Raw genomic sequence first — 23,569 nt, 5'->3', positions numbered from 1 at the left:
GCCTCCGCTTGCGGGGGCTTTTTTATGCTCGCCGGTGACATATTCCAGAATCATCTAGCCCAAAATTTTTTATTCTTTAATTGCCGGGAAAGTTTCTGGCAGGCTCTGATGCTAAATCAACCGATTGAGGTTGCGTTAATTTTCTGGGAGAGCCTGTCGATGCGTAAATGGGGTGTAGGTCTGACATTGGTGCTGTTGGCGTCCGGCGCCATGGCGAAGGATATTCAGTTGCTGAACGTGTCATACGATCCGACGCGTGAGTTCTATCAGGCTTACAACACGGCATTCAGCAAGCACTACCAGGCGGAAACCGGCGACAAGGTGACGGTGCGTCAGTCGCACGGCGGCTCCGGCAAACAGGCGACTTCGGTGATCAACGGCATCGAGGCCGACGTGGTGACGCTGGCGTTGGCCTATGACGTCGACGCCATCGCCGAACGCGGGCGCATTGAGAAAGACTGGATAAAACGCCTGCCGGACAACTCGGCGCCTTACACGTCGACCATCGTCTTCCTGGTGCGCAAAGGCAACCCGAAACAAATTCATGACTGGCCTGACTTGATCAAGCCGGGCGTGTCGGTGATCACCCCGAATCCGAAAACCTCCGGCGGCGCCCGCTGGAACTACCTCGCCGCCTGGGGCTACGCGTTGCATCACAACAACAACGATAAGGCCAAGGCGCAGGCGTTCGTCAAAGACCTGTACAAGAACGTAGAAGTGCTGGATTCCGGCGCGCGCGGCTCGACCAACACCTTCGTTGAGCGCGGCATCGGCGACGTGCTGATCGCCTGGGAAAACGAAGCGCTGCTGGCGGAGAAAGAGCTGGGCAAAGACAAGTTCGAGATCATCACCCCGAGCGAATCGATTCTGGCCGAACCGACGGTGTCGGTGGTGGATAAGGTGGTCGATAAACGCGGCACCCGCGACGTGGCGACCGCCTACCTGAAGTATCTGTATTCGCCGGAAGGGCAGACTATCGCGGCGCAGCACTATTATCGCCCGCGCGATGCGGCGGTGGCGGCCAAGTTCGCCGGTCAGTTCCCGCAGCTGAAGCTGTTCACCGTGGGTGACACCTTCGGCGGTTGGACCGAAGCGCAGAAGGTGCACTTCGCCACCGGCGGCGTCTTCGACGAGATAAGCAAACGCTGATCCCGTTTGAGCGGCAATAAAAAACCCCGGCTTGCCGGGGTTTTTTTATGGCAAGCCTAAGACAATCAGGCTTTTTTCGCTGCGGCAGCGGCTTTGACGATCACGGCGAAAGCGTCGGCTTTCAGCGAGGCGCCGCCCACCAGCGCGCCGTCGATGTCCGGCTGGGAGAACAGCTCTGCGGCGTTCTTGTCGTTCACCGAACCGCCGTACTGGATGATGATTTCAGCGGCGACCGCGGCATCGTGTTTGGCGATGTGATCGCGGATAAATTTGTGCACGGCCTGCGCTTGCGCAGGGGTGGCGGATTTGCCGGTACCGATGGCCCAGACCGGCTCATAGGCGATCACGGTGCCTTTCATCGCCGGTGCGCCCAGCGTTTTCAGTACGGCGTCGATCTGGCGCGCACACACTTCTTCGGTTTTGCCCGCTGCGTTTTCCGCTTCGGTTTCACCGATGCACAGCACCGGGATCAGACCGGCTTCTTTCAGCACGGCGAATTTCTCGGCGATCACTTCGTCGCTTTCTTTGTGGTAGGTGCGACGCTCGGAGTGGCCGATGATGATGTACTGAGCGCCGACGTCTTTCAGCATGTTGGCGGAAACTTCACCGGTGAAGGCGCCGGACAGGTTAACGTCCACGTTCTGCGCGCCCAGCGCGATGCGGCTGCCGGCCAGCGCGTGCTTGGCCTGATCCAGATACATCACCGGCGGGGCGATGGCGACGCCACAGCCGTCAACGCTGCTCAGCTCATTGCGCAGACCGGCGATCAGTTCGTTGACCATGTGGGTGCTGCCGTTAAGCTTCCAGTTACCCATAACTAATGGATGACGCATGTTTTTTCCTCCAACTAGGGAACGCGAGAGTCGAAATGACAACTGCCGGACCGGCAGTTTACCTGCCCAACAGTATAGAGATCATTAAGCGCGAAGGCTTTGCTTTTCGTCATTAAATGCCGCGCCGTTACGGCTCGGAAAGCGCCAGCTTAATCGGTTCAACCGCGAAGGTGACCCCTTTATCGCCGTTGTCCGAGACGACATAGCGAATGGCGCCGACTTGCTGTTGGTAAAAACGCGAGCCTTTGCCTTTTTCCAGCAGGCTGTTCACCTTGTTCTGACTCTGTTCCACCGTCAGCGCCGGTTCGAACTGACGCATCAGCGCCGCCATGTAGTTGATGGCGATGGCGCGCGCGGCTTTTTCTTCATTGGCCTGCTGCAGCGGCAGATGTGTGATCTGCAACGTTTTGATTTTACCGGTACCTTTCTCCAGTGCGGTGGAGGCGTACAGGTTTTCGTTGAGTTTACTGGCGGCGCGCGTCAGCAGCGGCGAATCGTCTTCGGCGGCGGGAATGGCGCGGAATTCGCCAATCGGCAGCTTCGGGTTATCGCGGTTGTACTTTTCGCGGAATTTAATCACCGTCAGGTCGAACGTCGGCGCGCCGGCCAGCAGGTAAGGCGCGGTCGGTTTCGCTTCGGCGGCGGGCGGTTCGGCCCAGGCGCTGGCGGCGGCCTGCAGCAGGCAGGCGATGGCGAGGGTTTTTCTCAGCATGGCGTATGGCATCAAGGACAAAGATGGCTCCGATTAAAGCGATAACCCGCAGGCCTTGTCAAAGATCCCACGCCATTATCGGTTCGCTGACGAGAAAGCTGTGCGGCGCGCCGCGTTATGCGAGGCGGAAAACTCGGCCCGGCAGCGCCTATGTTACACTGCGGCGCAGAATATGGGCAGGCTTAGAGCGCAGGAATCGATGACGTTACAACAGTGGTGTTTTTCTTTTAAGGGCCGCATCGGGCGGCGCGACTTCTGGATCTGGATGGGGCTGTGGCTGGTGCTGATGGCGGCGGCGTTTACGCTGGCCAACTATCAGCTGATCGCCATCCAATCCATCGCTTTCTTTATCGTGGCGCTGCTGTGGCCGACGGCGGCGGTGCTGGTCAAGCGCCTGCACGATCGCAACAAGGCCGGCTGGTGGGCGCTGCTGCTGATCCTGGCGTGGATGCTGGCGGCGGGGAACTGGCAGATGCTGGCGCCGATCTGGCAATGGGGCGTCGGGCGTTTCATTCCGACGCTGATTATCGTGATGATGATGATCGATTTGGGTGCCTTCGTCGGCACGCCGGGAGACAATCGGTTCGGCCCGGAAGCCGAACCGGTGAAGTTCCGCTGATCCCCGCCGGGTTACCAGTAGTGTTCGCTGGTGATATGGCCCGGCTTGCGGCGCAGGTGCTTGCGCATCTGGCGTTGGTCTTTCAGCGTTTGCTGCGTATCTCGCACCATTTGCGGGTTGCCGCACAGCATCACGTGGCTGGTTTCGGCGTCGATGGTCAAGCCGATCGCCGCTTCCAGTCGGCCGTCCTCGATCAGCGCCGGCACGCGGCCGGTCAGTGAGCCGGGCGTCTCTTCACGGCTGACGACGGTCTGGATGCGCAGCTTGCCGTTGTAGCGTTGCTGCAGTTGCTGCATCAGCGGCAGGTAGCTCAGGTCGCGCGCAAAACGCGCGGCGTGCACCAGCACCAGGTTGTTAAAGCGCTCAAGGCCGGCGCCTTGCTGCAGAATCGATAAATAGGGGCCGATGGCGGTGCCGGTCGCCAGCATCCACAGCGTGTCGCAGTCGGGCACCTCGTCCAGCACGAAGAAGCCGGCGGCTTCTTTGGTCACCATCAGGTCCGATCCCGGCTGCAGCTGATTGAGACGCGGGCTCAGTTTACCTTCCGGCACCGTGACCAGATAGAACTCCAGGTTGGCGTCATCGGGGGCATTGACGTAGGAGTAGGCGCGCTGCACCCGTTCACCGTCGATCTCCAGCGCCAGCTTGGCGAATTGCCCGGCGGTGAAAGGATCGATGGGGGCATTGACCACCAGGCTGAACAGCCCGTCGGTCCATTGTTTTACCTGCGTAACCTTGCCGTTTACCCATTCAGCCATACTCTAAAGCTCCCGTGGTCGAATCAAATAAGCACAATGTCGTGAGCCGGAAATGGCGTGCGCGGTGCGCTCTACCCGGTAGTCGTTGCCGAACAGGCGGTGAAACAGCTGCAGCTCGGAATTGCACAGGCTGCTGCAGTTGGAACCGGCCACGCCGATCGGACAGTGGTTTTCCACCAGCAGCGCACCGTGCGGATGATCGAGCAATTCGGCCATGTAACCGTCGTGTTGCCGCAGGCGAACCAGGCGGGTTAGCCGATCCTGATGGCTGCGCTCGGCGGACAGCTCTTCGGCATAGCGCAGATAAAGCTGCTCTTCGCGCGCGATGAGCAACGGTTCCACGCCGGCGCCGCCAAACAGCTGCAGCGCGGATTCCCGCAGTCGCTCCTGATCGTCGGCCGTGTAGGCGTGCCCCCGCTCGGTCAGCGACCAGTAGCGCGTCGGGCGGCCGACCTTGCTGCGCGCTTCTTCGTAACAAACCAGCTCACGTTTTTCCAGGGATTGCAGATGTTGTCGGATGCCCATCGGCGTGATGTCCAGACGCTCCGCCAGCATTTTGGCGGAGTGCGGGCCGAGAGCCTTTAACTGCAATAAAATCAGCTCAGGTGTTTTCATGAACCAAATCCCTATGGTGTTATTTTATTTCAAGTTGATGAAAATAATTATCGATTAAATGCTAAAGCGCAGCTACTGCAAACGCGCTAATTTTTACCCCCAAAGCGTTAGACGTACAGTTTAATTTACGAGCCTGGTCGGGTTTGCTGCCAGTGTGACCTGGATCAATATTTGTCTGAAACTCGCTAAAAAAATCAGATTTGATTAGCTTATGCCGCCATAGAGGGCTGCTCGCCGTTCTGGCTGCTGCAACGGCCATACCGGGACGCTGTGACGAGTTGAAACGTTAACGAAGATAATGAGAAAACTAGAGAACTTTCACCTGCTGGTGATGCTTATCCTGTTGGTCGCCGTCGGTCAGATGGCGCAAACCATTTATGTTCCCGTCATTGCTGACATCGCTCACGATCTGTCGGTGCGCACCGGCGCCGTGCAGCGGGTGATGGCGGCGTATCTGCTGACCTACGGTTTCTCCCAGCTGATTTACGGGCCGATATCGGATCGTATCGGGCGTCGTCCGGTGATCCTGACCGGCATGATGATCTTCCTGGTGGGGGCGCTGGGCGCGCTGCTGTCCACCAACCTGACGATGCTGGTCGCCGCCAGCGCCATCCAGGGCATGGGCACCGGCGTGGCGGGCGTGATGGCGCGCACCATGCCGCGCGATCTGTATGCCGGCACCGCGCTGCGCTATGCCAACAGCCTGCTGAATATGGGGATTTTGGTCAGCCCGCTGTTGGCGCCGGTGATCGGCGGCGCGCTGGCGATGGTGTTCGGCTGGCGAGCCTGTTACGCCTTCCTGCTGGCGCTGTGCGCCTGCGTCGCCTTCGCGATGTTCCGCTGGCTGCCGGAGACCCGTCCGGTCCAGACAGAAAAACGCCGCATGCTGGCCAGTTTCCGCCAGCTGTTGAGCGACAGCACCTTCAGTTGCTATCTGGTGATGCTGATCGGCGCGCTGGCGGGGATTGCGGTATTTGAAGCCAGCTGCGGCGTGTTGATGGGCGGTGTGTTGGGGCTGAGCGGCCTGACCGTCAGCATCCTGTTCATTCTGCCGATCCCGGCGGCGTTTTTCGGCGCCTGGTACGCCGGGCGCGACGGCAAGACCTTCCACACCCTGATGTGGCATTCGGTGATTAGCTGCCTGCTGGCGGGAGCGATGATGTGGATCCCGGGCTGGTTTGGCGTGATGAACATCTGGACGCTGATCGTGCCGGCTGCATTGTTCTTCTTCGGCGCCGGCATGCTGTTCCCGCTGGCGACCACCGGGGCGATGGAGCCGTTTCCCTATCTGGCCGGCGCGGCGGGCGCGTTGGTGGGCGGCATGCAGAACATGGGCTCCGGTCTGGCGACCTGGCTTTCCGCCATGCTGCCGCAAACCGGGCAGTTCAGCCTCGGTTTGCTGATGTTCGCGATGGCGGTGCTGATCCTGCTGTGCTGGTGGCCGCTGTCCAACCGGATGCAGCATCAGGGACACACCGCATAACGACAGGGCGCCATTCGGCGCCCTCATTCCGTTGACAAAGGGGAGAAAAAGCGTGGTTTCCCCCCCCTTTGCGGGGATCAGCCGAAAATCAATGAATTGATTTTCCTTGTTTTCTATTTGCTGCTCTCTGTCAACCCGGCAAGGGCATGAGGTTTGTCATCAATCATCAGGGCGCCCTTCGGCGCCCTGTTTCGTTACAGCAGAAACTCGTGCAGCGCCGGGTCTTTGCGATCCAGATAGTGGGTCGAACGGATACGGCGAAGGGTGCGCGACTTGCCGCGGATCAGTAACGTTTCGGTCGTGGCCATGTTGCCCTTGCGGCTGATGCCCTCCAGCAAATCGCCCTTGGTGATGCCGGTGGCGGAGAAGATGACGTTGTCGTTGCGCGCCATCTGGTCCAGGCGCAAGACCTGACCGGCCTCGATGCCCATCTCACGGCAGCGCGCCAGCTCCTGCTCGCCGAGGCGGCGGTTCTCGGGGCTGTCGCCTTTCACTTCATGGCGTGGCAGCAAACGCGCCTGCATGTCGCCGTCCAGCGCGCGGATCACCGCGGCGGAGATCACCCCTTCCGGCGCGCCGCCGATGCCGTACATCACATCGACCTCGCTTTCCGGCATGCAGGTGAGAATGGAGGCCGCCACGTCGCCGTCAGGAATGGCGAACACCCGCACGCCCAACTGCTGCATCTGCGCGATGACGCCGTCGTGGCGCGGTTTGGCCAACACGATGACCGTCAGCTGTGACAAGGGTTTGTCCAGCCGCGCGGCGACGTTCCGCAGGTTCTCCGCCAGCGGCAGATTGAGATCGATGGCGCCGCGCGCCGCCGGGCCGACCACCAGCTTCTCCATGTACATGTCCGGCGCGTGCAGGAAGGTGCCGCGATCGCCCACCGCCAAGACCGCCAGCGCGTTGGACTGGCCCATGGCGGTCATGCGGGTGCCTTCGATCGGATCGACCGCGATGTCGACCGCGTCGCCCTGGCCGCTGCCGACCTGCTCGCCGATATACAGCATCGGCGCTTCGTCGATCTCGCCTTCGCCAATCACGATGCGGCCATCGATATCCACCTTGTTGAGCATGATGCGCATGGCGTGAACCGCCGCGCCGTCGGCGGCGTTCTTGTCGCCGCGTCCCAGCCATTTGTAGCCCGCCAGCGCGGCGGCTTCGGTAACGCGGGAAAATTCGATGGCTAATTCACGTTTCATGGCAAACCTGTCTGTGAGAAAGGGAAGAAAATATCGGCAAAGTCTATCACAGCGCGGCGGCGGCGGGGCGGGGCAAAAAAAAGCGCCGCCCGCAGGCAGCGCAATTTGGGGGTAACGGCAAGGCTGGGTTTAATCGTGATCTTCCCATGCCTGCGCGCGAGCCACCGCTTTTTTCCAGCCGCTGTAGCGGTAGTTGCGTTCGGTGGTTTCGATGCTTGGGCGGAATTCACGCTCAATCACCGCTTTGCTCTTCACTTCATCCAGATCGTTCCAGTAGCCGATGGCCAGGCCCGCCAGGAACGCGGCGCCCAACGCCGTCGATTCACGCACTTCAGGGCGCTCTACGCGGGTGCCGAGGATATCGGACTGGAACTGCATCAGGAAGTTGTTGGCGACCGCGCCGCCGTCCACGCGCAGCGATTGCAGGCGGGTGTTGGCGTCGGCCTGCATGGCGTCCAGCACGTCGCGCGTCTGGAAGGCGATGGATTCCAGCGTGGCGCGGATGATGTGGTTACTGTTGGCACCGCGGGTCAGGCCGAAGATGGCGCCGCGGGCATACGGATCCCAGTAGGGCGCGCCCAGGCCGGTGAAGGCCGGCACCACATAGACGCCGTTGCTGTCTTTCACCTTGGTGGCGAAATATTCGGAGTCGGCGGCGTCGCTGATCAGTTTCAGCTCGTCGCGCAGCCACTGGATAGACGCACCGCCGATGAACACCGCGCCTTCCAGCGCATAGTTCACTTCGCCGCGCGGGCCGCAGGCGATGGTGGTCAGCAAACCGTTTTTCGAGCGCACCGCTTCTTTGCCGGTGTTCATCAGCAGGAAGCAGCCGGTGCCGTAGGTGTTCTTCGCCATGCCCGGTTGAACGCACAGCTGGCCGTACAATGCCGCTTGCTGGTCGCCGGCGATACCGGCGATAGGAATACGCGTGCCGCCCTTGCCGCCGATGTTGGTCTGGCCGTATACCTCGGAGGAAGGACGGACTTTCGGCAGCATGGCGCGCGGAATGTCCAGCACTTCCAGCATGCGTTCGTCCCAGTCCAGCTCGTGGATGTTGAACATCATGGTGCGTGAGGCGTTGGTGTAATCGGTGACGTGTACGCGCCCCTGGGTCATCTTCCACACCAGCCAGGTATCGACGGTGCCGAACAGCAGTTCGCCGCGCTTGGCGCGCTCGCGGGCACCTTCGACGTTGTCCAGGATCCATTTCACCTTGGTGCCGGAGAAGTAGGGGTCAACCACCAGGCCGGTGTTGTGACGGATGTACTCTTCCAGGCCGTCGCGCTTGAGCTTCTCGCAGATGTCGGCGGTGCGGCGGCACTGCCAGACGATGGCGTTGTAGACCGGCTTGCCGGTCTCTTTTTCCCAGACGATGGTAGTTTCGCGCTGGTTAGTGATGCCGATGCCGGCGATTTGATCGGAATTGATGTCGGCCTTCGCCAGCACTTCTACCAGCGTCGAGCTTTGCGACGCCCAAATCTCCATCGGGTCGTGCTCAACCCAGCCGGCCTTTGGATAGATCTGCGGGAATTCGCGTTGCGATACCGCAACGATGTTGGCGTCGTGATCGAGCACGACGGCGCGTGAGCTGGTGGTCCCTTGGTCGAGTGCGACAATGTATTTTTTTTCTACAGTCATGGTAATTATCCTGCTGTTGTTAACCGTTTAAAACTGCACCCATCACGCTTTACGCTGCTGGGTCTTGGCGTCGGGCTCTTCTTCCGTCACGCAGACGTCGCACGGCAGGTGGCGGCCAATCAGCGCGCGGTAACCGAAAGCGCCCAGGCCACAGCCGACGATAGGGGCGAAGATCGGCACCAGGAAGTACGGGATGTCGCGCGCGCCGGTGAAGGCGACTTTGCCCCAGCCGGCCAGGTAGGCGAACAGTTTCGGCCCGAAGTCACGCGCCGGGTTCAACGCAAAGCCGGTCAATGGTCCCATGGAGGCGCCGATCACGGCAATCAGAATACCGATCAGCAGCGGCGCCAGCGGGCCGCGCGGAATGCCGTTGCCGTCGTCGGTCAGCGCCAGGATCAGGCACATCAGGATCGCAGCGATCACCATTTCTACCAGGAAGGCCTGGCCGACGGAGATGTGCGCGTTAGGGTAAGTCGAGAAGATGCCGGCCAGTTCAAGGCTTTCGTTGCTGCCGCGCACCATATGGTGAGCCGCTTCGAAGTCGAAGAACAGGTTGTAGTACAGCCCGTAGACCAGGGCGGCGGCGCAAAAGGCGCCGGCGATCTGCGCAATGATGTAAGGCACCACTTTGCGCCCGTCGAAGCAGGCGAACAGCCACAGGGCGAGGGTGACCGCCGGGTTGAGATGCGCGCCGGAAATGGCGGCGGTCAGATAGATGGCCATGGCGACGCCGAGGCCCCAAATGATGCTGATTTCCCACTGGCCGAAGCTGGCGCCCGCCAGTTTCAGTGCGGCAACGCAGCCTACGCCAAAGAAGATCAGCAGCGCCGTGCCGAGAAACTCGGCGATGCACTGGCCTTTTAATGTCGGACTGGTGGTTTGGCTCATAATGTTGGTGTCCTGCAAAACGGCGGTTGTTGGTTTATAGGCTCAGCCAGGTATACATCTGACCTATGGGCACAGTTTTTTTCATCTCGTCCAATTATTGAATGAGGACGTGATGTAAATTTATCGTTAACGAACATAAACGAGAAATAGCGAAATCAAAATGTGTGTGGCGCGTCATAAAATTGAGCGATTTCGCGTCGTTCAGTGTTCTTTCTGAGCCATAAAAGTGTGATCTGACCAGTGGTTTAGCGAGGGGCGTTAACAACTCGCGGCGGCGGGGATTTTCAGTTTTTACTGATGGCGAGGGCAGGAAAATTGCAACAGACTGCGCGATGATCCGGTATGTTGCTAGACAGGCGGAGACTGGCTACTTACAATCGTTTTTAACGAATCGAGACTGGCGCGCCTTCCGTAACGGCGCGCGTCACTGAGCGCGATGCAATATTCGCAGTAGCTGCAGCCGACGTTGCGGCCGCTACTTATAGATGTACGCCTTGCTATCATGAGGGGACTGAAGCATGTCATTTGAAGTATTTGAGAAACTGGAAGCAAAAGTACAGCAGGCGATTGATACCATCACCTTGTTGCAGATGGAAATTGAAGAGCTGAAAGACAAAAACAACTCTCTGTCGCAGGAAGTGCAGGCTGCCTCCGGCAACCACGAAGCGCTGGTGCGCGAAAACCAACAGCTGAAAGAAGAACAGCACGTATGGCAAGATCGCCTGCGCGCGCTGCTGGGCAAAATGGAAGAGGTTTGATTCCTTACGCCATGCAGCAACGAAAAGGGCGCCTGAGGCGCCCTTTTTCATGTCCGAAAATCACTCGATGTCGAGCGGGTCTTCGGAGAGGATGATGCCGGTGTTGTCGGCATACAGGTGGTCGCCGGAGAAGAAGGTGACGCCGCCGAAGTTGACGCGGATATCGCTTTCGCCCACGCCTTCGCTTACGGCACCCGCCGGGATCGCCGCCATCGCCTGAATGCCGATGTCGAGCTCTTCCAGATCGTCCACCTGGCGCACCGCGCCGTACACCACGATGCCTTCCCATTCGTTCTGGGCGGCCAGGCGCGCCAGTTCGGCGTTGATCAGCGCCCGGCGTACCGAACCGCCGCCGTCGACCAACAGCACGCGGCCGCGACCGTTTTCTTCAAGCAGATCGAATAACAGGCCGTTATCCTCAAAGCATTTCACCGTGGTGATCTGCCCGCCAAATGAAGTACGCCCGCCAAAATTGGAGAACAGAGGTTCAACAACGTTCACCTCTTCATGATAGATGTCGCAAAGTTCGGAAGTATCGTATTTCATAGGATTTTACGTCTGTTTGCCGCAGGAATGTTCAGTATATCCCTTTATTCGCCCTGTTGGCAAAATCATCAGTTTTTAACTGAGCGCCACGCCGATGGCGAACAGCAGGTTGGCCAGCAACGCCGCCTTGACCATATGCTCCAGCATCGGCCGCATGCCGACCGGCGTCGGATCGCGCAGCACGCGCAGGCCGTGGCGCACCAGCAGCGGGATCGCCAGCACGAACAGCCAACCCCACAGGCTGTGGAGGTTGAACAGCGTAAACAGCGCGAAACACAGCACCGCGCCGCCGAGCAGCAGGGCGTGGTAAATGCGCGCCTTGTGCGGGCCGAGACGCACCGCCAGCGTATTCTTGCCGTTTTCGCGATCGCTTTCGATATCGCGCAGATTGTTGATGTTGAGTACCGCCGTCGCCAGCAGGCCGCAGGCGGTGGCCGGTAGCATCACGACGCTGTCGAAGGTGTGCGTCTGCAAATAGTAGGTGCCGGCCACGCTCAGCCAGCCGAAGAACACCAGCACCGAGATGTCGCCCAGCCCCAAATACCCGTAGGGTTTGTTGCCGACGGTGTAGGTGATGGCCGCCACGATAGACAGCCCGCCCAGCACCAGGAAGCCCACCACGTCGCTGGGTTGCTCGCAGGCGACGGCGATCAGCGAACAGCCGGCGAGGGCGATCAGCACTACCGTCACCACCAGCGCCCGTTTCATCTGCGCCTGGGTGATCATGCCCTTTTGCATGCCGCGCAACGGCCCGATGCGATCTTCTTTGTCGCTGCCTTTGACCGCATCGCCGTAGTCATTCGCCAGGTTGGAGAGGATCTGCAGCAGACCGGCGGTCACCAGCGCCAGCAGCGCCACTTCAGGTTTCAGGCTGCCGTGCCAGGCGGCGATCGCCGAGCCGACCACGATGGAGGCAAAGGCCAACGGCAGGGTGCGGGGGCGTAGACTTTCGAGCCATGCGGAAATCGGGGTGGTGGAGGTTGATGAGCTCATGTTTCGCTTCTGTCAGTAAGTTGCGGTGTCCGTTAGAAATAATTGTGGGAGGCAATGCCTCCCACACAGATGACTGACAAGACAATGATTGAGCGATTATAGGATAAAACGACTCAAATCTTCATCCGCCACCAGTTCATCCAGATGACTGCGCACGTAATCCGCATCAATTGTAATGGATTGGCCATTAATTTCACTCGCATCGTAGGAAATATCTTCCATCAGACGCTCCAGCACGGTGTGCAGACGACGCGCGCCGATGTTCTCGGTGCTTTCGTTGACCTGCCACGCGGCTTCGGCGATGCGGCGGATGCCGTCGGCGGTGAACTCGATATTGACGCCTTCGGTGCCCATCAGCGCTTTGTACTGTTCGGTCAGCGACGCGCTCGGCTCGGTCAGGATGCGCTCGAAGTCTTCGGTGGTCAGCGCCTGTAGCTCAACGCGGATCGGCAGACGGCCCTGCAGTTCCGGGATCAGATCCGACGGATTGGCGGTCTGGAACGCGCCGGAAGCGATGAACAGAATGTGGTCGGTTTTCACCATGCCGTGCTTGGTGGACACGGTGCACCCTTCCACCAGCGGCAGCAGATCGCGCTGCACGCCTTCGCGGGAAACGTCCGGGCCGGAGCTTTGGCCGCCGCGCTTACAGATTTTGTCGATCTCATCGATAAACACGATGCCGTGCTGCTCAACCGCTTCGATCGCCTGCTCTTTCAGCTCTTCCGGGTTCACCAGCTTGGCGGCTTCTTCTTCCACCAGCAGCTTGAAGGCTTCTTTGATCTTCAGCTTGCGCGGTTTTTGCTTTTGGCCGCCGAGGTTCTGGAACATCGACTGCAGCTGGTTGGTCATCTCTTCCATGCCCGGAGGCGCCATGATTTCCACGCCCATCGGCGCGGCGGCCAGATCGATTTCGATCTCTTTGTCATCCAGCTGGCCTTCGCGCAGTTTCTTGCGGAATGCCTGGCGGGCGGCGGACGGTTCCTGGCCTTCTTCCGGCTGGCCCCAGTTGTTTTTGGCCGGCGGGATCAGCACGTCGAGAATGCGCTCTTCGGCCAACTCTTCGGCACGGGTGCGATTTTTCTCGATCGACTGCATGCGCACCATTTTGATGGCGGCATCGGTCAGATCGCGAATGATGGAGTCCACTTCTTTGCCCACATAGCCCACTTCGGTGAACTTGGTGGCTTCAACCTTGATGAACGGCGCGTTGGCCAGCTTCGCCAGACGGCGGGCGATTTCGGTTTTACCGACGCCGGTCGGGCCGATCATCAGAATGTTTTTCGGGGTCACTTCGTGACGCAGCATCTCGTTGAGCTGCATCCGGCGCCAGCGGTTGCGCAGGGCAATGGCGACAGCGCGTTTGGCCTTGTTTTGGCCAATGATATAGCTGTCCAGTTCGCTGACGATCTCGCGCGGGGTCATTTCAGACATGGTATTCGATCCTTACGCTTTGGAAGGCAATTCTTCAATGGTGTGGAAATGGTTGGTGTAAATACAGATGTCGCCGGCGATGTTGAGGGATTTCTCAACGATGTCGCGGGCGCTCAGCTCGGTATTTTCCAACATGGCGCGGGCGGCGGCCTGGGCGTACGGGCCGCCGGAGCCGATGGCGATCAGATCGTTTTCCGGCTGCACCACATCGCCGTTGCCGGTGATGATCAGCGAGGCGGTTTCATCGGCGACCGCCAGCAGCGCTTCGAGCTTGCGCAGCATGCGGTCGGTGCGCCAGTCTTTCGCCAGCTCGACGGCGGCTTTCACCAGGTGGCCCTGATGCATTTCCAGTTTGCGTTCAAACAGTTCAAACAGCGTGAAGGCGTCAGCGGTGCCACCGGCGAAACCGGCGATCACTTTGTCGTTATACAGGCGACGCACTTTCTTGACGTTACCCTTCATCACCGTATTACCCAGGGTTGCCTGGCCATCACCACCGATGACGACCTGGCCGTTGCGGCGTACGCTTACAATTGTTGTCACGAGCAGACCCTCGTTAAAGACGGAAAGAAGTCCCCGCAGCGCCTGCTTTCGCAGACGCTACGAGGCATATTGAGAGTATAGATGGGGGGGGATTGACGCTTTTCAACCCCCAACGGAGAGGGGAATGCAACTCGACATGCCGACGCCCTTCAGGCGCGAAAGGGTTTTGTCCGCTGCGGCGCGGCTGCTGTAGGGGCCGAGCACCACGCGATTCCAACCGCCACCGGCGGTGATGCGGCTCTCGATGCCCTCGAACGCCAGGCGCGCACGCACGGATTCAGCCTGATCGGTGGCGCGGAACGAACCGCATTGCACCATCCACTTCTGTTTCGATTCCGGTTTGGTGTCCTGCTTGGCCGTTTCCTGTTTCACTTCCGGTTTGGGCTCCGGCTTCGGTTGCGGCTTCGGCTCAGGCTGTTTCACCTGCGCCGGCGGCGGGGTGACTTGCTTCGGCTGCTGGTGCTGCTGCACCGGCGCGGTGGTGGCCCCGTTGTTGAACGGGTTGCGCGGCGCCTGAGTGACCTGCTGCTGTTGCTGTACCGGCTGCTGCTGCATTTGCGGTTGTTGCATCTGCTGCTGGCGGTTGCCGCGCGCGTTGGCCTGGCCCGGATCGTTATACGGCACTTCATTCAGCTGCGTCGGGCGCTGTTGCATGTCGGCCTGCATCTGCTCCAGCAGTTGCCGTTGTTCGGCGGTCAGCTGAGTTTTGGAATTGAGCTCGCCGCCAGCCGTCGGTTCGGTCGGGGTTTGCACGCCGATCTGTCGGTTTTCCAGCTCTTTGATATAGCGCCAGCGCTCTTCCGGCTTCGGCGGCAGGCCGTTGCCTGGGCGAGTGGTGTGCGCAGGCAACAACGGCGCGTCTTCCGGCTTGTTGTGCGTAATGAAATAGAGGCCACCGACAAAGACAACCAGCAACGCGACGGCTAACGCCAGCACGGTTTTGGAAACCTTCGGAGAACTGCGTTTTTTACGGCTGGGGGTTTTGCGCTTAGCTCCTGCTGCGCGCCCACGGCTTACATAGTCTTTTTGTGCCACTATTATTCCGCTGTGTCCTGATGAGAGGATAAGTCCGTCATGTTACTGAACCCTAAAATATTTGACTAGCGTTTCGGAGCAGCGGTGCTGCCTCTGATAATCAATTCACTGTCCAAGAGTCGGGAGCCGCTGGCCACCGTCTGGCCGTTCAACTGCTCCAACAGCAACAACATCGCCTGCTGGCCGATCTGGAAGCGCGGCTGCGCCACCGTGGTCAGCGGCGGATCGCAATACTGCGCCAGCTTGAGGTCGTCAAAGCCGACGATCGACAGATCCTGCGGTACCCGCAGCCCCATTTTCTTCGCCTGGGACAGCACGCCGATCGCCATGACGTCGCTGTGGCAGAACACCGCCGTCGGCGGTTTCGGCTGAGCCATCAACTGGGTCAGCGCTTGCGCGCCGGCTTCGTAGGTAAAATCACCCCGGGTAATATAGCTGCTTTCGACGGTAATGCCATTACGGCGTAGCGCTTGAACATAACCTTGCAGCCGATAATGGCTCAGCGGCATCTGTTCCGGCCCGGCGACGCAGGCGATCTGCCGGTGGCCCAATTGATGCAAATAATGCACGGCTTCAAAGGCGGCGGTCAGGTTGTCGATATGCACCGTCGGCAGTTCCAGCTCGGGCGCGAACTCATTGGCCATCACCATCGGCGGCAGGTTGCGCTGCTCTTCCTTGCTGGCGTCGAACGGTAGATTAGAGCCCAGCAGCAGCATGCCGTCGATCTGTTTGGTGATGATCAGATTGACGAAGGTGCGTTCTTGCTGGTTCTGCTGCGCGCAGTCGCCGATCAGCACCAGATAGCCTTGTTGGGCGGCGGTCTGTTCGATCCCCTGGATCACATCCGCGAAAAACGGATCGCAGATGTCGGGCACGATCACCAGGATGGTGCGAGATTCGTTGCGTTTGATATTGCGTGACAGAGCATGAGGAGAATAACCCACGGCCAGCACGGCCTGTTCCACTTTCTGACGCGTTGGCGTTGACACCTTTTCCGGATTCATCAGCGCACGCGATACGGTAGCCGTTGAAACGCCCGCCATTTCGGCGACGTCTTTCATGGTCGCCATGGATAACTCTTTCTTGTGTTCCAACGCCTTTCTCCTTGCGTCAGCCCCATGCCGACGCCACTACTGCTGTTTGCTCACAATGTCCGGCATGCGGTGGCGGGATTGTTGTCATTGAGCGCCACTCGCGTTCGAGCACTCCGTCGCGCTGCGATGTGGCGACAAAATTTGCCCTCGCAGACATTCTAAACAGAATACGCCCCGCCTTTGTTACCTAATTTGCATAAAAAATGTGACCTGAGAAGGTTTTTTAGCGTTCGCTCGCAATTTAAAGGGTAAACGTTTGCATGACGGCAGCTAAATCGGACTTTTCCGGGATCAGCTGTCGATCGGATCGACATCCAGCGTCCATTTCACCTTGCGCGTTTGCGGCAGGGTGCCGATCAGCGGCAGCGAGCTTTTCATCAGCTGTTGCAGGACGCGCCGTGTCGGATGCTGCAGCAGCAGCTGCCAGCGGAAACGGCCGCCGCGTTTGGACTGCAGCGCCGGCACCGGGCCCATCACCCACAGCGAATCGTCCTTAAGCGGACTGGCTTCCAACAGATTGCGCAGCTGCTGCAGGAACAGCGGGGCCTGTTGGTTATCGTGATCTTCGGCGCGCACGATGATGTGGCTGGTGTAGGGCGGCAGAAACACGCTGTTGCGCTCCGCCAGCGTCTGTTTGGCGAAGGCGTCGTAACCTTGTTGCAGCAGCACCTGCAATAACGGGTGCTCCGGGTGGTGGGTTTGCAGCAGCACTTCACCCTGTTTGCCCGCTCGCCCCGCGCGCCCGGAGACCTGGGTATAGAGCTGAGCGAAACGCTCGGCGGAGCGGAAGTCGGCGGAGAACAGCGCGCCGTCCACGTCCAGCAACGCCACCAGCGTGACGTCGGGAAAATGGTGGCCCTTGGCCAGCATTTGCGTGCCGATCAGAATGCGCGCTTCGCCGCGATGAATATCCGCCAGGTGCTGTTCCAGCGACCCTTTGCGGCTGGTGGTGTCGCGATCGATGCGGGTGATCGGCGTGTCGGGGAACAGCGGCGCCAGCTCATGTTCCAGCTGTTCGGTGCCGACGCCGACCGATACCAGGTGGGTGGAGCCGCACTGCGGGCATTGGTGCGGCACCGGTCGCTGGCTGTCGCAGTGGTGACAGCGCAGCTGGCGCTGATGCTGGTGGAAGGTGTAATAGTGATCGCAGCGCTGGCACTCGGCGATCCAGCCGCACTCGTGGCACAGCAGCGCCGGGGCGTAACCGCGGCGGTTGAGGAACAGCATCACCTGATTGCCGGCTTTTAAATGGTGCTGCATGCTTTTCAAAAGCGGCTGCGACAGGCCGACCTTCAGCGGCAACCCTTTCAGATCGATCAGATGCTGCGCCGCCGGTTTGGCGTTGCCTGCCCGTTGGGTGAGCTTCAACTGGCGATATTTGCCCAGTTGCACGTTGTGCAGCGTTTCCAGTGCCGGCGTGGCGGAGCCCATCACCATCGGGATATCTTCTTCCCGGGCGCGGAACACCGCCAGATCGCGGGCGTGGTAGCGCCAGCCTTCCTGCTGTTTATAAGAGCTGTCGTGCTCTTCGTCGATGATGATAACGCCCAGTTGCCGGAACGGTGTGAACAGCGCCGAGCGGGTGCCGATGACGATCGCGGCTTCGCCGCTGCGCGCGCGCAGCCAAACCGCCAGCCGTTCGCTGTCGTTCAGCCCGGAGTGCAGCACGTCCACCGGCGCGTTGAAGCGCTCGCGAAAGCGGGCGATGGTTTGCGGCGTCAGGCCGATTTCCGGCACCAGCACCAGCGCCTGCCGGCCTTTGGCCAACACGTTTTCCAGCACGCTGAGATACACCTCGGTCTTGCCGGAGCCGGTGACCCCGGCCAGCAGCCAGGCGGCAAACTGCTCATCTTCGCTTCGGATCGCCCCGACGGCGGTGGCCTGTTCGGTATTCAGCCGCAGCCGCTCGCCGAGCACCGCAAAGTTGGGGCGCCAGTCCTGCGTGGCCGCGACCTGAGCGCGCAGATCGATCAGCCCTTTGGCGCGCAGCGCCTGCAGGGCGCTTTCCGTCAGCTCAAGCTGGCTGACCTGATGGCGATAGACCGGGCGTTGCAACAGCGCCGCCAGCGCCTGCTGCTGTTTCGGCGCGCGTTTCAGGCTTTCGGGCGGCGTGGCGCGCCCCTCTTCGGTGGCGAACCACTGCCACAGCGGCGCGGCCTCGGCCGGTTTGCCTTGGCGCAGCAGGATCGGCAGCGCGTGGAACAGCACTTCGCCGATGGGATAGTGGTAGTAATCGCTGGCCCAGCGCAGGATGCGCCACAGGCTGGGGGAGAACAGCGATTCCGTGTCGATCACGCTGTCGATCGGTTTGAGCTTGTCCAACGGCAGTTCGCTGGTGTCGCTGCAGCCGGTGACGATGCCGATTGCATGCTGCCTGCCCCAGGGCACGCCCACGCGCGCGCCGGCCACCGGCTGCATGCCGGGCGGCAGCAGATAGTCGAAGGTGCGGGCGAGGGGGACCGGCAAAGCAACGTGTACGACGGGCATGATCTCATCCAAATTGAAAAAAAGTGGGCATCAGTTTACACGGCGCATCGTCAAATGTACGGTTCCGATTGCGCGCCCCGACTAATGCTGTATAATTTGCCGCCTTTGGTATAATTCGATACCAAAATTCTATTATCAACCACGTGTGGTGTCTGGCGAAACAGGGCTGGATAGCGACACGGCCTTAACTGAGGTTTCCCATGAAACAAGGTATCCACCCAAAATACGAAGAAGTTACTGCTAACTGCTCTTGCGGTAACGTGATGAAGATCCGCTCCACCGTGGGCCACGATCTGAACCTGGACGTTTGTGGCGCATGCCACCCGTTCTACACTGGCAAGCAGCGTGACGTTGCTACCGGTGGCCGCGTTGACCGCTTCAACAAGCGTTTCAGCGTACCAGGCGCTAAGAAATAAGATTTCTTATCGACCGATGAAAAAGGCGCCCTGGGCGCCTTTTTTCTTTTCTGCCGCCGACGTTCGCCGGGCGGTTCTCAATATTCCCAGGTATCGGGATCGACACCCAGTTCGCGCATCAACGCTTTTGCGGCTTCCGGGATTTCATCGCTGCGCTCTTTGCGCAGGTCTTCATCGTTCGGCAGCGGCTGGCCGGTAAAGGCATGCAGAAACGCTTCGCACAGAAGTTCGCTGTTGGTGGCGTGGCGCAGGTTGTTCACCTGGCGACGGGTCCGTTCGTCGGTGAGGATTTTCAGGACCTTCAGCGGAATGGATACCGTGATCTTTTTGACTTGCTCGCTTTTTTTACCGTGTTCAGCGTAAGGGCTGACATACTCGCCGTTCCACTCAGCCATGGGACACCTTAACTTTGTCAGAAAAATTACAAAATTCTAAAAACCGGCCAATTATGCCCGATCTTCACTGTTCTCACTAAATAAATGTCAATTTTACGCGACCAGGGTCACTGAATGCCCCGCTTCGGCCAGGCATTGCCGCTTAACATCTTATCGTCATGTCATATCGGCATAATTTTAGCGGGTATTGTGTCATTGCTCAATCTATACGCAAAGAAGTTTAGATGTCCAGATGTATTGACGTCTATCAATCCTGCGATTACTCTTTAGGCCTCATTCACCGAACCGAGAGCCGAGCGAGCCCATGACGCGTAAACCAGCCACGATTGCCGTACGCAGCGGCCTGAACGACGACGAACAGTACGGCTGCGTTGTCCCGCCGATTCATCTGTCCAGCACCTATAACTTTACCGACTTCAATCAACCTCGAGCTCATGACTACTCGCGCCGCGGCAACCCGACGCGCGACGTGGTGCAGCGCGCGTTGGCGGAGCTGGAAGGCGGCGCCGGCGCGGTGATGACCGGCAGCGGGATGTCGGCGATCCATCTGGTGACCACCGTACTGCTGAAGCCCGGCGATCTGCTGGTGGCGCCGCACGACTGTTACGGCGGCAGCTATCGGTTATTCGACAGCCTGAGCAAGCGCGGCGCTTATCGCGTGCTGTTCGTCGATCAAGGCAATGAGGCCGCCCTGCAACAGGCGCTGGCGCAAAAGCCGAAGCTGGTGTTGATAGAAAGCCCCAGCAATCCGCTGCTGCGGGTGGTGGACATCGCGGCGATCTGCGCTGCCGCGCACGCGGCGGGCGCGTTGACGGTGGTGGACAACACGTTCCTCAGCCCGGCCCTGCAACAGCCGATCGAACTCGGTGCCGATCTGGTGGTCCATTCTTGCACCAAATACCTGAACGGGCATTCGGACGTGGTGGCCGGCGCGGTGATCGCCAAAGATCCTGAGCTGGCGGTCGAGCTGGCCTGGTGGGCGAACAACATCGGCGTGACCGGCGGCGCGTTCGACAGCTATCTGTTGCTGCGCGGCATGCGCACGTTGTCGCCACGCATCAAGGCGGCGCAACAAAACGCTGAAGCGATTGTTGACTATTTACAGCAGCAACCGCTGGTGAAAAAGCTGTATCATCCTTCCCTGCCGGAGAATCCGGGGCATGAGATCGCCCGTCGTCAGCAGCGCGGTTTCGGCGCGATGCTGAGTTTTGAACTGGACGGCGATGAAGCGGTGCTGCGCCGTTTTCTCTCTGCCCTTGAGCTGTTTACTCTGGCAGAATCGTTGGGCGGCGTAGAAAGCCTGATCTCGCATGCAGCGACCATGACTCACGCCGGCATGGCGGCGGAGGCGCGGGCAGCGGCCGGCATCTCCGAGAGCCTGCTGCGCATTTCCGTGGGTATTGAAGACAGTGAAGATTTGATTGCCGATCTGGAACGCGCTTTCCAGGCGGCGGCAACGAGGTAAGCATGAATGCAATTGCTGTAGCAGGGCCGGTGAGCGGGCGTCAACTGCACAAGTTTGGCGGCAGCAGTCTGGCGGATGTGAAGTGTTATCTGCGTGTGGCCGGGATTATGGCGGAATACAGCCAGCCGGGCGACATGATGGTGGTATCGGCCGCCGGCAGTACCACCAACCAGTTGATCAACTGGCTGAAGCTCAGCCAGAGCGATCGCCTGTCTGCGCACCAGGTGCAGCAGACGTTGCGTCGTTATCACAGCGATCTTATCAGCGGCCTGTTGCCGCCGGAAAGCGCCGAGCCGCTGATCGCCGAGTTCATTCAGGATCTGGAACGCCTGGCGGCGCTGCTGGACGGCAATGTCGACGAGGTGTGCTACGCCGAAGTGGTCGGGCACGGCGAGATTTGGTCGGCGCGCCTGATGGCGGCGGTGCTCAACCACCTGGACATGCAGGCGGCCTGGCTGGATGCGCGTGACTTCCTGCGCGCCGAGCGCGCCGCGCAGCCGCAGGTGGATGAAGGCCGTTCTTACCCGCTGTTGCAACAATTGATGGCCCAACACCCGGGTAAACGCCTGGTAGTGACCGGGTTCATTTCGCGCAACGACGCCGGGGAAACCGTGCTGTTGGGGCGTAACGGCAGCGACTACTCCGCCACTCAGGTCGGCGCGCTGGCCGGCGCTGCGCGCGTCACCATCTGGAGCGACGTGGCCGGGGTTTACAGCGCCGATCCGCGCAAGGTGAAAGACGCCTGCCTGCTGCCGCTGCTGCGTCTGGACGAAGCCAGCGAGCTGGCGCGTCTGGCTGCGCCGGTGTTGCACACCCGTACCCTGCAGCCGGTCTCCGGTAGCGATATCGATCTTCAGCTGCGCTGCAGCTATCAGCCGGAGCAGGGCTCGACGCGCATTGAGCGCGTATTGGCTTCCGGCACCGGCGCCAAGATTGTCACCAGCCACGACGATGTGTGCCTGATTGAACTGCACGTTGCCGCTCAGCATGACTTCAAACTGGCGCAGAAAGAGTTGGATCTGGTGCTCAAGCGCGCGCAGATCAAACCGCTGGCGGTGGGCATCCACCCAGACCGCAACCTGGTGCAGCTGTGCTACACCTCCGAGGTGGTCAACAGCGCGCTGGCGACGCTGCAGGCCGCGGTGCTGCCAGGCGAGCTGCGCCTGCGCGAAGGATTGGCGCTGGTGGCGATGGTCGGCGCCGGGGTGTGCAAGAACCCGCTGCACAGCCACCGTTTCTATCAGCAGCTGAAAGATCAGCCGGTCGAGTTTATCTGGCAGGCGGAAGATGGCATCAGCCTGGTGGCGGTATTGCGCCAGGGGCCGACCGCGCTGCTGATCCAGGGGCTGCACCAAAGCCTGTTCCGCGCCGAGAAGCGCATCGGTCTGGTGCTGTTCGGCAAGGGCAACATCGGCTCGCGCTGGCTGGAGCTGTTCGCCCGCGAGCAGACCCATATCTCCGCGCGCAGCGGCTTCGAATTCATCCTGGCGGGGGTGGTGGACAGCCGCCGTAGCCTGCTGAACTACGACGGGCTGGACGCCAGCCGCGCATTGGCGTTCTTTGAGGACGAGGCGCAGGAACTCGACGAAGAATCGTTGTTCCTGTGGATGCGCGCGCACCCGTTCGACGATCTGGTGGTGCTCGACGTGACCGCCAGCGAAGAGCTGGCCGGGCAGTATCTGGATTTCGCCAGCTACGGTTTCCACGTGATCAGCGCCAACAAGTTGGCGGGGGCCTCGTGCAGCGACAGCTATCGCCAAATACGCGACGCCTTCGCCAAAACCGGCCGCCACTGGCTGTATAACGCCACCGTCGGCGCCGGCCTGCCGGTCAACCATACGGTGCGCGATCTGCGCGACAGCGGCGACAGCATTCTGGCGATCAGCGGTATCTTCTCCGGCACGCTCTCCTGGCTGTTCCTGCAGTATGACGGCACGGTGCCGTTCACCGAGCTGGTGGATCAGGCCTGGCAGCAGGGGCTGACCGAACCGGATCCGCGGGTCGATCTCTCCGGCCAGGACGTGATGCGCAAGCTGGTGATCCTGGCGCGCGAGGCGGGCTACGACATCGAACCGAACCAGGTGCGGGTCGAGTCGCTGGTGCCGGCGGGGTGCGAGCTGGGCTCCGTCGATCAGTTCTTCGAGAACGGTGAGGCGCTGAATCAGCAGATGCAACAGCGCTTTGAGGCCGCCAGCGAAATGGGCCTGGTGCTGCGCCACGTGGCGCGTTTCGACGCCAACGGCAAGGCGCGGGTCGGCGTGGAGGCGGTGCGCCCTGAGCATCCTCTGGCCTCGCTGTTGCCGTGCGACAACGTGTTCGCCATCGAAAGCCGCTGGTATCGCGATAATCCGCTGGTGATCCGCGGGCCGGGCGCCGGCCGCGATGTGACCGCCGGCGCGATCCAGTCAGACCTTAACCGATTGGCGCAGCTGCTTTAATCCTCTGCGGGCGCGGGCTCACCGCGCCCCTTGGCTTTTCCTGCCATACTTATCTTTGTCGCGATCAT

Annotated in this window: 22 protein-coding genes; 7 read left to right on the top strand and 15 right to left on the bottom strand. The window is 60.4% G+C overall.

From position 1 onward, the window contains the following. Window positions 1-159: 159 nt before the first annotated feature. Window positions 160-1,149, top strand: a complete 990-nt coding sequence (locus tag ACUTQY_RS23020; RefSeq protein WP_445583329.1) for a sulfate ABC transporter substrate-binding protein — start codon at window positions 160-162, stop codon at window positions 1,147-1,149. Between the two features lie 65 nt (window positions 1,150-1,214). Here the strand turns inward: ACUTQY_RS23020 and tpiA are convergent, their stop codons facing one another. Continuing rightward, complete coding sequence (gene tpiA / locus ACUTQY_RS23015; RefSeq protein ID WP_004931113.1) at window positions 1,215-1,982, bottom strand: triose-phosphate isomerase; 768 nt, start codon at window positions 1,980-1,982, stop codon at window positions 1,215-1,217. Between the two features lie 127 nt (window positions 1,983-2,109). Continuing rightward, window positions 2,110-2,694, bottom strand: coding sequence for a DUF1454 family protein (locus tag ACUTQY_RS23010; protein ID WP_033645207.1), 585 nt, complete (start codon window positions 2,692-2,694; stop codon window positions 2,110-2,112). Window positions 2,695-2,893: 199 nt separating this feature from the next. On the opposite strand from ACUTQY_RS23010, the gene ACUTQY_RS23005 reads away from it, so the two are divergent. Continuing rightward, window positions 2,894-3,313 (top strand): DUF805 domain-containing protein, encoded by a 420-nt coding sequence (locus ACUTQY_RS23005; protein WP_016929710.1) that lies wholly within the window; start codon window positions 2,894-2,896, stop codon window positions 3,311-3,313. Window positions 3,314-3,324: 11 nt separating this feature from the next. Here the strand turns inward: ACUTQY_RS23005 and fpr are convergent, their stop codons facing one another. Then, complete coding sequence (gene fpr / locus ACUTQY_RS23000) at window positions 3,325-4,071, bottom strand: ferredoxin--NADP(+) reductase (protein WP_033645208.1); 747 nt, start codon at window positions 4,069-4,071, stop codon at window positions 3,325-3,327. Window positions 4,072-4,074: 3 nt separating this feature from the next. Beyond that, the gene (locus tag ACUTQY_RS22995) at window positions 4,075-4,686 is read right to left on the bottom strand and encodes a helix-turn-helix transcriptional regulator (protein WP_033631328.1); all 612 of its coding nucleotides are present in this window, start codon (window positions 4,684-4,686) and stop codon (window positions 4,075-4,077) included. A gap of 298 nt (window positions 4,687-4,984) precedes the next feature. On the opposite strand from ACUTQY_RS22995, the gene emrD reads away from it, so the two are divergent. Beyond that, the gene (gene emrD / locus ACUTQY_RS22990) at window positions 4,985-6,169 is read left to right on the top strand and encodes a multidrug efflux MFS transporter EmrD (RefSeq protein ID WP_033645209.1); all 1,185 of its coding nucleotides are present in this window, start codon (window positions 4,985-4,987) and stop codon (window positions 6,167-6,169) included. Window positions 6,170-6,363: 194 nt separating this feature from the next. Here emrD and glpX read toward each other — a convergent pair whose 3' ends face one another. The 3 genes from glpX to ACUTQY_RS22975 all read right to left on the bottom strand — a co-directional run bounded on the left by glpX (window position 6,364) and on the right by ACUTQY_RS22975 (window position 9,900). Next, a complete protein-coding gene (glpX, locus tag ACUTQY_RS22985) occupies window positions 6,364-7,374 on the bottom strand; it encodes a class II fructose-bisphosphatase (RefSeq protein ID WP_033645210.1) in 1,011 nt (336 codons plus the stop codon). 129 nt (window positions 7,375-7,503) lie between these two features. Continuing rightward, complete coding sequence (gene glpK, locus ACUTQY_RS22980) at window positions 7,504-9,012, bottom strand: glycerol kinase GlpK (protein ID WP_025304664.1); 1,509 nt, start codon at window positions 9,010-9,012, stop codon at window positions 7,504-7,506. A 42-nt stretch (window positions 9,013-9,054) separates the two neighbouring features. Next, complete coding sequence (locus tag ACUTQY_RS22975; RefSeq protein WP_004931095.1) at window positions 9,055-9,900, bottom strand: MIP/aquaporin family protein; 846 nt, start codon at window positions 9,898-9,900, stop codon at window positions 9,055-9,057. A 518-nt stretch (window positions 9,901-10,418) separates the two neighbouring features. Between ACUTQY_RS22975 and zapB the strand changes: the two genes are divergently transcribed. Next, entirely contained in the window at window positions 10,419-10,658 is a 240-nt protein-coding gene (zapB, locus tag ACUTQY_RS22970) for a septal ring assembly protein ZapB (RefSeq protein ID WP_004931092.1), read from the top strand. Window positions 10,659-10,718: 60 nt separating this feature from the next. On the opposite strand, the gene rraA is transcribed toward zapB, so the two are convergent. From rraA to priA, 7 genes are all read right to left on the bottom strand, one after another. Then, window positions 10,719-11,204: a ribonuclease E activity regulator RraA gene (rraA, locus tag ACUTQY_RS22965; protein WP_004931090.1), complete on the bottom strand. Its 486-nt coding sequence runs from the start codon at window positions 11,202-11,204 to the stop codon at window positions 10,719-10,721. A 75-nt stretch (window positions 11,205-11,279) separates the two neighbouring features. Next, the gene (locus ACUTQY_RS22960) at window positions 11,280-12,197 is read right to left on the bottom strand and encodes a 1,4-dihydroxy-2-naphthoate polyprenyltransferase (protein ID WP_046687964.1); all 918 of its coding nucleotides are present in this window, start codon (window positions 12,195-12,197) and stop codon (window positions 11,280-11,282) included. Between the two features lie 96 nt (window positions 12,198-12,293). After that, a complete protein-coding gene (hslU, locus tag ACUTQY_RS22955; protein WP_033645212.1) occupies window positions 12,294-13,628 on the bottom strand; it encodes an HslU--HslV peptidase ATPase subunit in 1,335 nt (444 codons plus the stop codon). Window positions 13,629-13,640: 12 nt separating this feature from the next. Then, window positions 13,641-14,171, bottom strand: coding sequence for an ATP-dependent protease subunit HslV (hslV, locus tag ACUTQY_RS22950; RefSeq protein WP_004931085.1), 531 nt, complete (start codon window positions 14,169-14,171; stop codon window positions 13,641-13,643). Between the two features lie 102 nt (window positions 14,172-14,273). Beyond that, window positions 14,274-15,206, bottom strand: a complete 933-nt coding sequence (gene ftsN, locus ACUTQY_RS22945; protein ID WP_033645213.1) for a cell division protein FtsN — start codon at window positions 15,204-15,206, stop codon at window positions 14,274-14,276. A gap of 65 nt (window positions 15,207-15,271) precedes the next feature. Next, window positions 15,272-16,300: a DNA-binding transcriptional regulator CytR gene (gene cytR, locus ACUTQY_RS22940; protein ID WP_025304661.1), complete on the bottom strand. Its 1,029-nt coding sequence runs from the start codon at window positions 16,298-16,300 to the stop codon at window positions 15,272-15,274. Between the two features lie 291 nt (window positions 16,301-16,591). After that, a complete protein-coding gene (gene priA, locus ACUTQY_RS22935; RefSeq protein ID WP_046687963.1) occupies window positions 16,592-18,787 on the bottom strand; it encodes a primosomal protein N' in 2,196 nt (731 codons plus the stop codon). A 200-nt stretch (window positions 18,788-18,987) separates the two neighbouring features. Here priA and rpmE point away from each other — a divergent pair, with 200 nt between their 5' ends. Next, on the top strand, window positions 18,988-19,203 hold the full coding sequence (rpmE, locus tag ACUTQY_RS22930) for a 50S ribosomal protein L31 (RefSeq protein WP_004931078.1): 216 nt from the start codon (window positions 18,988-18,990) through the stop codon (window positions 19,201-19,203). A gap of 77 nt (window positions 19,204-19,280) precedes the next feature. Here rpmE and metJ read toward each other — a convergent pair whose 3' ends face one another. After that, window positions 19,281-19,598, bottom strand: coding sequence for a met regulon transcriptional regulator MetJ (gene metJ / locus ACUTQY_RS22925; protein WP_004931076.1), 318 nt, complete (start codon window positions 19,596-19,598; stop codon window positions 19,281-19,283). Between the two features lie 304 nt (window positions 19,599-19,902). Between metJ and metB the strand changes: the two genes are divergently transcribed. Both metB and ACUTQY_RS22915 read left to right on the top strand, forming a co-directional pair. Continuing rightward, entirely contained in the window at window positions 19,903-21,063 is a 1,161-nt protein-coding gene (metB, locus tag ACUTQY_RS22920; protein ID WP_033645215.1) for a cystathionine gamma-synthase, read from the top strand. A gap of 2 nt (window positions 21,064-21,065) precedes the next feature. After that, window positions 21,066-23,501 (top strand): bifunctional aspartate kinase/homoserine dehydrogenase II, encoded by a 2,436-nt coding sequence (locus tag ACUTQY_RS22915; RefSeq protein WP_046687962.1) that lies wholly within the window; start codon window positions 21,066-21,068, stop codon window positions 23,499-23,501. The last annotated feature ends 68 nt before the right edge of the window (window positions 23,502-23,569 follow it).

The organism is Serratia sp. TSA_130.1, assembly GCF_052691795.1.
This window is presented reverse-complemented; position numbering and strand designations above follow the sequence as displayed.

Excerpts from the sequence above, each read along its gene's own strand:
- ACUTQY_RS23020 (WP_445583329.1), top strand. The coding sequence starts at position 160 with ATGCGTAAATGGGGTGTAGGTCTGACATTGGTGCTGTTGGCGTCCGGC.
- tpiA (WP_004931113.1), bottom strand. The coding sequence starts at position 1,982 with ATGCGTCATCCATTAGTTATGGGTAACTGGAAGCTTAACGGCAGCACC.
- ACUTQY_RS23010 (WP_033645207.1), bottom strand. The coding sequence starts at position 2,694 with ATGCTGAGAAAAACCCTCGCCATCGCCTGCCTGCTGCAGGCCGCCGCC.
- ACUTQY_RS23005 (WP_016929710.1), top strand. The coding sequence starts at position 2,894 with ATGACGTTACAACAGTGGTGTTTTTCTTTTAAGGGCCGCATCGGGCGG.
- fpr (WP_033645208.1), bottom strand. The coding sequence starts at position 4,071 with ATGGCTGAATGGGTAAACGGCAAGGTTACGCAGGTAAAACAATGGACC.
- ACUTQY_RS22995 (WP_033631328.1), bottom strand. The coding sequence starts at position 4,686 with ATGAAAACACCTGAGCTGATTTTATTGCAGTTAAAGGCTCTCGGCCCG.
- emrD (WP_033645209.1), top strand. The coding sequence starts at position 4,985 with ATGAGAAAACTAGAGAACTTTCACCTGCTGGTGATGCTTATCCTGTTG.
- glpX (WP_033645210.1), bottom strand. The coding sequence starts at position 7,374 with ATGAAACGTGAATTAGCCATCGAATTTTCCCGCGTTACCGAAGCCGCC.
- glpK (WP_025304664.1), bottom strand. The coding sequence starts at position 9,012 with ATGACTGTAGAAAAAAAATACATTGTCGCACTCGACCAAGGGACCACC.
- ACUTQY_RS22975 (WP_004931095.1), bottom strand. The coding sequence starts at position 9,900 with ATGAGCCAAACCACCAGTCCGACATTAAAAGGCCAGTGCATCGCCGAG.
- zapB (WP_004931092.1), top strand. The coding sequence starts at position 10,419 with ATGTCATTTGAAGTATTTGAGAAACTGGAAGCAAAAGTACAGCAGGCG.
- rraA (WP_004931090.1), bottom strand. The coding sequence starts at position 11,204 with ATGAAATACGATACTTCCGAACTTTGCGACATCTATCATGAAGAGGTG.
- ACUTQY_RS22960 (WP_046687964.1), bottom strand. The coding sequence starts at position 12,197 with ATGAGCTCATCAACCTCCACCACCCCGATTTCCGCATGGCTCGAAAGT.
- hslU (WP_033645212.1), bottom strand. The coding sequence starts at position 13,628 with ATGTCTGAAATGACCCCGCGCGAGATCGTCAGCGAACTGGACAGCTAT.
- priA (WP_046687963.1), bottom strand. The coding sequence starts at position 18,787 with ATGCCCGTCGTACACGTTGCTTTGCCGGTCCCCCTCGCCCGCACCTTC.
- rpmE (WP_004931078.1), top strand. The coding sequence starts at position 18,988 with ATGAAACAAGGTATCCACCCAAAATACGAAGAAGTTACTGCTAACTGC.
- metJ (WP_004931076.1), bottom strand. The coding sequence starts at position 19,598 with ATGGCTGAGTGGAACGGCGAGTATGTCAGCCCTTACGCTGAACACGGT.
- metB (WP_033645215.1), top strand. The coding sequence starts at position 19,903 with ATGACGCGTAAACCAGCCACGATTGCCGTACGCAGCGGCCTGAACGAC.
- ACUTQY_RS22915 (WP_046687962.1), top strand. The coding sequence starts at position 21,066 with ATGAATGCAATTGCTGTAGCAGGGCCGGTGAGCGGGCGTCAACTGCAC.